At 44.2% G+C, this 10,900-nt stretch carries 8 protein-coding genes; 5 read left to right on the top strand and 3 right to left on the bottom strand.

The annotated features are described in order from the left end of the window. Positions 1–183: 183 nt before the first annotated feature. The gene (locus CKO50_RS09775; RefSeq protein WP_095728005.1) at positions 184–522 is read right to left on the bottom strand and encodes a hypothetical protein; all 339 of its coding nucleotides are present in this window, start codon (positions 520–522) and stop codon (positions 184–186) included. Between the two features lie 300 nt (positions 523–822). Further along, complete coding sequence (locus CKO50_RS09770; RefSeq protein WP_095728004.1) at positions 823–1,650, bottom strand: hypothetical protein; 828 nt, start codon at positions 1,648–1,650, stop codon at positions 823–825. 334 nt (positions 1,651–1,984) lie between these two features. Between CKO50_RS09770 and CKO50_RS09765 the strand changes: the two genes are divergently transcribed. Further along, the gene (locus CKO50_RS09765; RefSeq protein ID WP_095728003.1) at positions 1,985–3,433 is read left to right on the top strand and encodes a RimK family protein; all 1,449 of its coding nucleotides are present in this window, start codon (positions 1,985–1,987) and stop codon (positions 3,431–3,433) included. Continuing rightward, on the top strand, positions 3,433–4,542 hold the full coding sequence (locus CKO50_RS09760) for a GNAT family N-acetyltransferase/peptidase C39 family protein (RefSeq protein ID WP_095728002.1): 1,110 nt from the start codon (positions 3,433–3,435) through the stop codon (positions 4,540–4,542). Before CKO50_RS09765 ends, CKO50_RS09760 begins: the two co-directional genes overlap by 1 nt. Positions 4,543–4,608: 66 nt before the next feature. Here CKO50_RS09760 and CKO50_RS09755 read toward each other — a convergent pair whose 3' ends face one another. Then, entirely contained in the window at positions 4,609–6,447 is a 1,839-nt protein-coding gene (locus CKO50_RS09755) for a di-heme-cytochrome C peroxidase (protein ID WP_095728001.1), read from the bottom strand. A gap of 184 nt (positions 6,448–6,631) precedes the next feature. On the opposite strand from CKO50_RS09755, the gene CKO50_RS09750 reads away from it, so the two are divergent. Genes CKO50_RS09750 through CKO50_RS09740 form a run of 3 tightly spaced genes read left to right on the top strand, consistent with a single transcriptional unit; the run spans position 6,632 to position 10,778 of the window. Continuing rightward, positions 6,632–8,134, top strand: a complete 1,503-nt coding sequence (locus CKO50_RS09750) for an ethylbenzene dehydrogenase-related protein (RefSeq protein ID WP_095728000.1) — start codon at positions 6,632–6,634, stop codon at positions 8,132–8,134. Continuing rightward, positions 8,131–8,802, top strand: coding sequence for a DUF1566 domain-containing protein (locus CKO50_RS09745; protein WP_095727999.1), 672 nt, complete (start codon positions 8,131–8,133; stop codon positions 8,800–8,802). Before CKO50_RS09750 ends, CKO50_RS09745 begins: the two co-directional genes overlap by 4 nt. Positions 8,803–8,813: 11 nt before the next feature. Further along, on the top strand, positions 8,814–10,778 hold the full coding sequence (locus CKO50_RS09740) for a pre-peptidase C-terminal domain-containing protein (protein WP_095727998.1): 1,965 nt from the start codon (positions 8,814–8,816) through the stop codon (positions 10,776–10,778). The last annotated feature ends 122 nt before the right edge of the window (positions 10,779–10,900 follow it).

Genomic DNA, 10,900 nt, shown 5'->3' with positions numbered 1-10,900 from the left:
TGAAGTATTTTTATACTTTTTTACCTAAGTTTATTCAGCGTTGATACAAATAGTAGTGGGTGTCATCGATTCCTCGTCATCGATTCCATCTTCTCATCGATTCCATCCCCGATCATTCCAGCGTCATCGATTCCAGAGCGGAACTGAGCTCCCAGTCCCAAATGGGCGAACAAAATGCGCCTGTTATGAATCATTCTCAAAAGATTTCGAAAATAAATTAATTGAGACTCCCAGCAATACACCAGGACCAGTAAAAACAACCATAATTAGAAATAGATCTATATTTTCTTTTAATGCTGAGTCTTGCGCACTAGATGGTGTTATTTGTAGTAGCTCTACTCGCACTGCACTTAGGTAACCGAATACTAGCGCTGCGCTAAAAACATAGAACAGGCCGAACACATTATTTTTAAACCATGTCCAAGGCCAATGGCTGTACAGGTGCTGCAGGCCGAATATCGGAAGCAATCCAAATATTAGTATTATAACAGTGTAAAAGAATCCTTCTAGCAATAGATACATATTATCTCCTTGAATTTAAAGTAGTTAATTGGCATTAATTCTTGAGTGTCTCACTTATGCACAAGTAAGAAATAACAATTATTAAGTAAGCTTTATTTAACCAAACAGTTCGTGCTGACACCCACCTAAAGTTTGTGTATTCAAAAGATGACAGCTTCAACTTTGAAGTGCCTTCCCTGTATCGGTGAAAATATGGGATGGGTATTATCTGTTCGCTCTCTTTTTAAACCTAAATTTACCGGCAACGTTATGTTGAAAGCCGAATAGTAGTGGCTGTTCTTCTTTAATCATGTTAAACCGCTAGTCCTTTTTATACTTTGCTTCTTCAGAGCAATATGATTCTTGATGCGTACTTTCTACGCAATGACAAAACCAGCTTTCAAAACGTTTGAGATAATAAGCTCCTCCGAATCCATCGTTCTTATCATAAACAATGTAATCAGTGCCGCCACCTCTAAGGTACTTCTCTCCGGTGCCAACATATTCCCAATAGGTTAAGGAAGTGAATAAATAATTGTCATTAACCAAAAAACCAAGAAAATTAGGAGTATGTTCATAAAGGTAAGTTTTGATCGTGACGTGTTTCATTCCCTCGGCTTGCAACCTCTGCTTGGTAAATTCTATTTCCTTTAATACTGATTGGACTACAGAATATCTTTCCGTACCACCATCAATTGAGCCGACTTGTTGCGGCGCTAATAAAGCTATCTCTATTACTATTTGCTTTTTACTCAACAGACACATCTCTGAGCTTGGATCTAAAAATCTGGCAATTACAGTACTCCAGCCATGTCTTCCTGCGACACCGATATATTTGATATTTATTTCTCGTTCAGATTCACATAGTCGACCAATGTCTCCTAACAAGTCATTGGATTTAATTATTTTTACTTCTCTACGATTGTGCAAAACAGCATCGTATATTTTGAACAAAAGCTCCAGCAAGATAAATGCAATAGGTAACATCAACCCTGTTTTGATGGTGTTGGCTACTTCAACTCTAAAAAATAATTCAGTTGGCAGCATGTCAACAACGACTGCAAGTAACAACAATAATATTAGTAGTTCTTTTTTAGTCGTTTCATACGCGATACGAAGTCGGGCCAGAAGATTTGCTTTCCTTTGCATGAGGAAGTCCTGTTATTTTATTTTTGATCAATTAAGTATTGTAAACTTTACTGATAATGCAATTTTTCTTCATCGTTAGCATTAATCTTATTTATCGAACCTTTAACTTATTTAACTAATTGAAAATAAAGTCTTTTATTCAAGCCGTCGACAGCAAGAAAGATTTATCTTGAGAATCAAAATTACTCAATTGCTAAGTGCTATATTTAAGATTACAACTACTCCACTTTAATGTGGGCCCTTGAATTTGCCCACTAACCCTATGTTAAATCGTGGGGTGCCTAAACCATCATGTACTGATGTGCTAACGCATCGCCACCTAAGGATTATTTAGATGCTATCTACTCTATTCGTTGTTGATCAAAATGCAGATGTACTGCCTTTGGCAAATAACGTAGTGACGTTTGAAACGTATTTGCAAGAGTACCCAAAGCTCGGTGAATCAAAACTTCGAGTGATTAATTTATGTGACTGTGACCGTTATTTAAGCCAAGGTTATTACTGCTCTTTACTTGCTGAAGCGCGTAATCACCAAGTGCTTCCGAGTCTAAAAGTTATTAACGGTTTACGTGATGGCGATAATGCGTTGTTTTTATCGCAAGCTTGGTTTGATAAGCGTGGGATCGCGATTACCGATGACGCTGAGTTGATCATTTGTATGGGCGAAACCCAACAGCCTGAATTTAGTAAGTTGGCGGCGTATTTATTTCAGCAATTTCCTGCGCCTTTACTGAAAGTGACATTACAGCAGCAAGACAAAGGCGTGCGTGTGCAGGTGCAGCGACGCGACTTTTCGACTCTGCAGGTGGCGCAGCTTGAGTTTTGTACTCAAGTATTAGGTCATGTGCATGCCACTCAGTGGAACAAACGTAAGAGCCACAAAAAGTATCGCTGGGATATTGCGATGTTGGTGGACCACGATGAAAAGTTGCCGCCAAGTAACAAAGGGGCGATCAGCCGCTTTGTAAAAGCGGGTGAAAAGCTTGGTATTAAAGTTCACCCATTAGAAGCGGCTGAGTTATACAACCTAGGCCAATACGATGGGCTATTTATTCGTGAAACCACAGCGATTGATCACCATACTTATCGCCTTGCGCAAGAAGCAGAGCAAAAAGACTTAGTGGTAATTGATGACCCAAGCTCGATCCTACGCTGTTGTAATAAGGTGTTTTTACATGATGCTTTTAATTACAAAAAGGTGCCAAGTTTAGAAACGCGATTTGTGAGTCAGTGTAATGAACAAGTAATCGATAAACTCATTGCTGAGTTATCGCTACCTATGGTGCTTAAAATGCCTGAGAGTTCGTTCTCAAAAGGCGTATTTAAGGTAAAAACCAAAGAAGAGCTTGGCGAGCGTTTACAAGAGCTGATGAGCGTCTCTGCGATTGTGTTGGCACAAGCTTACTTATACACGGACTACGATTGGCGTATTGGGGTATTAAATGGCCGTGCAATTTACGCATGCCGTTACCATATGGCACGTAACCATTGGCAAATCTATAACCATGAATCAAAACGTAATTTCTCGGGTGGGTTTGACACGCTACCAACCTTTGAAGTGCCAAAGGCGGTGCTACGTGCAGCGTTAAAAGCGGCGGTAGTTGTGGGTAATGGTTTGTATGGTATTGATATTAAAGAGCACAATGGCAAAGCCTATGTGCTTGAAGTAAACGACAACCCGAATATTGACCAAGGGGTTGAAGACAAATATCTCGGTGACGAGCTGTACATGCAAGTGATGTCTGAATTTTCAAGACGCCTTGAAGCGAGAGGTAAAAAGTAATGTTGCAAGCCGCGTTGGTGCTTGAAAAGGCGACACTGCAAGATTTGAACTCACTGAACGCACTGGAGCAAAGCTGCTTCAGTGCAGATAGACTGAGCCGTCGCCAACTCAAGCATTACATCAGTTTTGAACATAGCCTGCTGCTCACTGCAAAGTTGGCAGGGGAACTTGTGGGCTATGGATTGCTTTGGTTGCACCAAGGAACGCGGCTGGCAAGGCTTTATTCATTGGCGGTATCGCCTCATCATCAAGGTAAAGGGATCGCACGCCAACTGATGTCTGAGCTTGAGGCCAGAGCGGGTGAAATGGGCTGGTTATATATGCGTTTAGAAGTGGCTAAACGCAATGACGCGGCCATCGGCTTATATAAACGCATGGGTTATCGTGTATTTGGCGAGTATCAAAACTATTACGCGGATCATGATGACGCGCTAAGAATGCAAAAATGTGTGCGTAAGCTGTCGCAAAAGGCGGTGTTGCATCAGGCTCCTTGGTATCAGCAAACGACAGACTTCACTTGTGGACCGGCGTCGCTAATGATGGCAATGGCGAGTATAGATCCAGGCTGTATGGGCGATCAGGCCTTAGAGCTTGAGATATGGCGTGAAGCGACCACCATCTTTATGACCGCAGGCCACGGCGGCTGTCACCCATTTGGATTGGCATTGGCTGCGGAGCGCCGTGGTTTTGCGGCAGAGGTGATGGTGAATACGGCGAGCCCGCTATTTTTAGATGGCGTGAGAAGCGCGCAAAAAAAACAAGTGATGACCTTAGTTCATGAGCAATTCCGTCAAGAGTGTGAATATCGTGATATTGCTATTCACCAAGCCGATGTAAAGCTTGAACAGGTTGAACAATGGTTGTTACAGGGCAGTGCGGTATTGGCTTTGATCAGCACTTATCGGCTAAACGGTAAAAAAGCGCCGCATTGGGTGCTTATTACGGGTTTGGATGAGTTGTGTTTATATCTTAATGACCCCGATGTTGAGGACGACCAAAACCCTATCGACTGCCAGCAAGTGCCCATCGCAAGGTCGGATTTTGAAAAAATGATGACGTTTGGCGCAAGCAAGTTAAGTGCGCTGGTGGTGTTGCACGAGTCATTTTAAATAACCTTTTCGGTTATAAGTCAAAGGGCCTGTATTCGGCCCTTTGTTTTTAGCGCTACATGGCGTTTATAGCGTTTTCAAAAACTCAACGATTTGCCACTTTTCATTGTCACTCAAGGTAGTGCCGTAAACGTGACCACTGTTATCGTTGCCCGGCATCACCTCACCGCTGGCTTTGTTCACTTTGAACTCGTTCATGCCTTGATGAGTAATATAACCAACGTTGATAGGATCGAATTCACGACTGCCAACCCAGAAGGTATCTGGGCGCGACTCTGGTGATTGTAGTAGTGACCATAGGTTTGGCACCGAGCCATTATGTAAATAAGGCGCGGTTGCCCAAATTCCATTTAACGGCCTTGCTTTGTAGACACCCGCATCGTAAAAACCATCCACACAATCTTCGTTAGTATTGGGGGTTAACTGTTGTCTATTTGCCAAATAGACTTTGAGGCGCTCTTCAATGGATTTTTTCACGGTGGTTTTCTTACCATCTGGCCCGGTGCGCTCTGCTATTAAGCCCGCTTCGATTGCTTTGATGGGATCTTTTAGCACTAGACCCACCACGCCATTTACTGGGATATCGATAGCGCTATCCACCGCTTGGAATTTGTCTCCCGCGATAATGTCGGTTTTTGTGCCTTCCAAGATCAGTGTTTTTGCCATATGACAGCTGGCGTTATTAGACATAGTCGGATCGGTACCTATCTCTTTTACCGGCACTTTGACCGCTTCGTAATCTTTAAGTAGATTTTTTTGGTCAATTAATTGATGGCAGCTAGCACAGTTTGCTTGGAATAACATTTTTCCTTGTGCCGCTTTGTTGGTGTCAATTCCCGGAAAATATTGTTCCGGCCAAGCGGGAGGAAGCAGCGTTTTTACCCACGCTTCTAGTTGCCCTAACGCATGCATGTCTACCGTTGAGCTATATCGAGCATGTTTCCCCCAAACGCGCTGCCAAACCGGTGCCTCTTCAATGGATAACGAACCAAACACACCGACAACTTCACCAATGTTGCGTACTAATGGGCCGACCACAGGAATATTGGGGGCGGAAGCATTCCACTGCACAACATTTGACTGGTGCGTCCCCCATAAAAATGGATAGGAGACGGGCGCGGTGGGCGCATTTTTATTGTTAAGGTCGTCAAGCGCAAATGCCGTGCCGGCGTTTTGTATATTGCCAAACGCATCAAGTCGAGCATAGCTAGTAAAATCGTCTGGATAGTCTTCGGGCAAGTCATTAACGGTTTGTCGCTCGGCGGTTGCAAGCGCCACATGCTTGAGATCGTCTCGTAAATCATCAATCAATTCTTGCGATGCCCCCTCTTTTAATACGCGCATCGCGAAACGGCTAAATTTTTGATTATCGTTAAGGGTCGCCTCTAACGCGGCGTTTAGGCGGCTAAAGAAGAGTACAAAGTTGGCGAGGGTGGGCGCACCTTCTACCAAAATTTTTGTACCATTATAATCAATTTGGTTAGTGTGACATGCGGCACAGGTCATTCCGACCCAAGCTTGTCCCGTGGTTTGATTGTTATGCACGGCAAAACCGATGGGCAAGCCTGAGGGGTTATTGGCGGCGGCTTTACTGGGCAGATAGCGCAGCATTTCCATATGTTCGCTATCGCGAAAGAGCTTTTTACTGTTAGGTTGCTCTAACCAAGTAAACCAAGTATAGGGAATGATTTGTGACCCTTGGCCTGTGAACCAAAAGTCTTGCCGAAGTTTATCTGACCATCCTTGATTGAGCCAAACTCGCTCAGGCACTTGACCAGATTCTGCAACTGGGTCGAGCGTTTCTTTTGGCACTGAAGGTTTTTTACTTGGTAAGCTACAACTTGCGAGAAACAATGTGCAAGCCACTGCCGCACTTACATATTTTATTACTAGTCTGTTGTTCATATGGAACTGTCCGTGACGGTGGAAGTATTAACTACCTTAGTACAAACTTATTAACAATCAAGTTACACGACATTACACGTGCCGCTAATTCACAAGATGAGAAAGTCTCATCTTTCCAAATATGAAATATTTATGTAAATTTATTTGTTTACACTAAATTTACTTTATTTGTTTGGGAGCGGTTGTGCGTCGAAGTAGTTTTGCCATTTTTCATGTTATGGCGGTAATAGTTATCTTGGTTGGGTTACTGACAGGCCCTCGCTTGGGCATTATCAATCATGATTTTCTGGCGTTTCTTTCGCCTTTGCTTCCACAAGGCGCGTTGCTGTCAATGCACGTGTTATTTGGTTGCTTACTCACCTTGATTGCGATTGTTTTTACTATGGCAACCATTCGCGCACCGTTTCGTGGCGCACCAAGCAAGTTTGATAAAGCCGTTAATTACTTTGGGTATCTGGTTGTCGTGCTGAGTATAGTCACAGGATGGTTACTTTGGCTCAATCCAGAGAGCCTCAGTCTAGTGATTCATGGATTATCAGCGACAGGCATTTTTTTGTATTTGGTGTTACATGGCATAAAGCACACGGTGTTTAAGGGCAAGCAAGTACTGAGCGTGTTATTGCCCCGAAATGCGCTTATTTTACTCAGTTGCAGTATTGCTCTGGTGTATTTTTGCGGCCTTGGCATACAGCTTATTGTTGCAGATCAGCATTTACGGTTAGAAGTTGCGCCGCTATCAAGGCAAAGCCACCTTGAAATAGACGGTAAAGGAGACGAGCCACAATGGTTGCGTGCTAAGCCTATTAAATTAACGACATTTGGTGGTGCAAACTTCTTGGATGGGAGTAGTGAGGTCGAAATAAAAGCGTTGAGCAACCATGATGAAACCTTCTTTCTGATCCGCTGGCAAGATCCGACCGAAAGCCTAGAGCATCTGCCGCTGGAAAAAACCTCGGACGGTTGGCAAGTACAAGAAAATGGCTTTTATCGCTTTGACGAGCGCACTTATTACGAAGATAAGTTTGCCATCATGCTATCGACAACCTGTGAACTAGGAGGTGATGGCACCGTTCAATACGGCGATGCGCCGCTTGCAGGCAAGCCCCGTAACTGGCATGGCAAGGGCTATCACGCAAGTACGGACGGCCGCACGCGAGATTTATGGCACTGGAAAGCGCTGAGAACCAATGACATGTACTTGGCCGATGATAATTTTTTTGGGCCGCCTCAAAGCGTTGCACTTGGGCAAAGACGCTACACCGCAGGGTATCAACCTGATGGCAAAGAAAGCGGTGCTTATGTGATGAACTGGCGCTGGTACTCTCCGACTGAGGTTACGCCAAAGCGAATGCCAATTCCATCGCCGGATATCACTGAGCGCAAAGTCCTTGATTGGTTTGCCAGCGAAACCTATAACCCACAACAAGATATGGCGAAAATTGGCGAACAGCTCCCGTCCGTGTTGTACCGTTCAAATCGTTTTGAGGGAGATAGAGCCGATGTTAGAGCTAGGGGAGAGTGGCACGATGGCTATTGGACGCTAGAGCTGGTACGTAAACACCAAACGCATTCTCCCCTTGATGTTGAACTGCGCTCTGGTGTTTGCATGTGGGTTTCGGCATTTGATCACGCACAAATCGCGCATACTCGTCACCACAGAGCGATTCAATTGAGGTATATGTTATGACCGTTGCCTCACGTTTAATATTTAGTTTAGCGATTGCTGCTGTGGCGATTAGCTACTTGTTATTCAGCCCCTCTGAGCGAGAAATTCCAATTCATGCACGCTTTATTAAAGTCACCAATGACATGCAGTTTTTGTCTATATGGCAGGGCCCTTGGCATTGTGTCTATGACAAAAAGCTTAATCTGCTCTGGGAAGTAAAACGAGATGATGAGTCTATCCACGATGGCTATTGGAGCTACTCTTGGTATGACGGTCAATTTGGTCATGCTGATCAAGGTGATTGTTATTTCGAAGCATCCCACTGCGATAGCCAAGATCTGATCCGTAGAACCAACCAAGCTAGATTATGTGGTAGTGCCGAATGGCGCTTACCTACACCTGATGAGCTACGTTCTTTAATTCAAACGCCAAATAGTCCCGGACAACCCCATATCGCAAGTGATTTTTTCCCACACATTAAAAATGGTGACTATTGGAGTGGTGAGGCTGGCGTGCCGTTACCCAAGTCGTTTAAGCGTGAAAAGTTAGGAGCAACGGCTGTGAATTTTCAATTTGCAGAGACGCTTTCGCTCCCTTATGCAAACGCCGCATTTGTCATGTTGGTGGCTACGCCATCAACACCACTCTCATTGGCTCAAAGTCGTGCTGAGCCTGTTACTCTAAACTAGGAACCAAGGAAATGAAATATACTCAAATGGCAACTTTTGTGGTTGCAGCAGGTCTATCTTGCAGCAGTTTTGCTGCGAGTGACTACCACCGTCTTGTGTGGGACACCAGTCCAAGCACTTCAGCAACAGTAGGGTTTACACCTACATCAGGCACTAATCATATTGTAAAATATGGCAGCACAACGGATGAGCAGAGTTGGCAAAGTGCTGCGGTCAGCGCTACGCATACCTTTGACGGTGGCCTCTCAAGTTCATTTGTGAAATTAACCGGCTTAACCCCTGATAGTGCGGTTTATTATCGTGTTTGTGATTCACAAGGTTGCGGTCAGCGTTTGTGGTTCAGAACTGCGCCGCAAACGGCATCAGGGATCACTGCTGTAGCTGGTGGTGATACGCGCACGGGTTGGACAACACGCCGTAAAGGCAATGAGTTGATCGCTAAAATTCGACCGCTATTTATTATGCATGGTGGCGATTACACCAATGCAAACTCCGTTTCTGAAATGCGTGAATACTTAAAAGATTGGCAATTAACCTTTTCGGATGATTTGATTGATGGCCTTGCATACAAGCGAATTTATCCATTTGTAGCAACACATGGCAATCACGAAGACGATAACTATAAAACGCTATGCCAAGTATTTGGCGTAGATTATGACCAAGATGGTGCGTGTACAGCAAAAGATACCTATGGTGCTTTTAACGTGGCGGGGCTTTTAAGGGTTTATACCTTAAACAGCCAATTTAAAAATAGTGGCTGGTCGAGCTATGCCACGGCGATGAACAATTGGCTGAAAAGCGACTTACAGTCTCAGGGCAACAGCGCAACGTGGCGTATCGCTCAGTATCACAAGCCGATGTATCCTCACTATTCAGGTAAGTCAGACAACGCCATATTACACACCTGGTGGGCACAAGACTTCTATAATAATGCGATGAACTTAGTGGTAGAGTCCGATACTCATATCAATAAACTGACTTACGCACTAACGCCTACCAGCAATGGCTTTACGGCAACGAGCCAAGGCGGCACCGTTTATGTGGGTGAGGGAAGCTGGGGTGCACCAGCGAGAAGCGCCAATGATCCAAAAAGCTGGACTATCGACCTTGCGAGTATTCAACAGTTTAAAGTGTTGAGTGTGACAAATGATAAGCTTACTGTTCGAACTGCTGAGTTTTCAAGCAATGCAACTGCCTTATCTAAGGCGCAGCGAGATGCCGATCCGCTTGCGTTACCTATGAATATGACATGGTGGTATGCCGCCGAAATTGGTGATGAACTGAATCTGATCAAAGCAAGCAATAATCTATCTGTGATAGAAACTCCCATTATTGAGCCGCCAGCTGCAATTGAACTTATCAGTGGTCAAACACAAGCGAATGTCACTGGTGCTAAGTCTTCTCAGGCACTTTATTACATTGATGTGCCAGCAGGAGCAACGCAGCTAAAAGTTGAAACAGCGGGCGGCAGTGGGGATGTAGATATGTATGTGCGCTTTAATGCGGAGCCGACGACACAAAACTACGATTGTCGACCCTATAAATCAGGTAATAATGAAGTCTGTACAATTACTCCAGTACAAACAGGTCGTTACTATGTCATGCTTGATGGCTATGAGCGTTATTCGGGCGTTGCGTTAACAGCTACGGTTTATACTGACACTCCTCCAGATCAAGGTAATAGCCAGCAATGGTTGGATCAATCCGCCAGTAAAGGTCAGTGGCAGTATTATACTTTTGACGTGGCACAGGGAACACAGAGCCTGCAAGTAAAGGCATCGGGTGGTACTGGAGACGCTGATTTATATCTGCGTTTTGGTCAACAACCAAATAGTAATACCTACGAATGTCGGCCTTATGAAAATGGCAATAATGAAACGTGCACAATCACCAATCCAAATGCGGGAACTTGGCATATTGGGCTCTATGGTTACGCCGCTTTTTCAGGGTTGACTCTACAAGCAGAAAGTCAATAACCCTGTAAATGAGAGCTTGGTGGTTATTGGTGTAACGATCAAGCTCATTTTAAAACTGACCGAATATTGAGAGTAGCTTGATCATTCACAATTAATGGAATTGAGACAATAATCGAGGTACA

It is taken from the genome of Pseudoalteromonas sp. HM-SA03, from assembly GCF_002289345.1.
Lineage (GTDB): Bacteria > Pseudomonadota > Gammaproteobacteria > Enterobacterales > Alteromonadaceae > Pseudoalteromonas.
The sequence above is the reverse complement of the archived record's forward strand: the minus strand, read 5'-3'. Positions and strand labels throughout refer to the sequence as shown.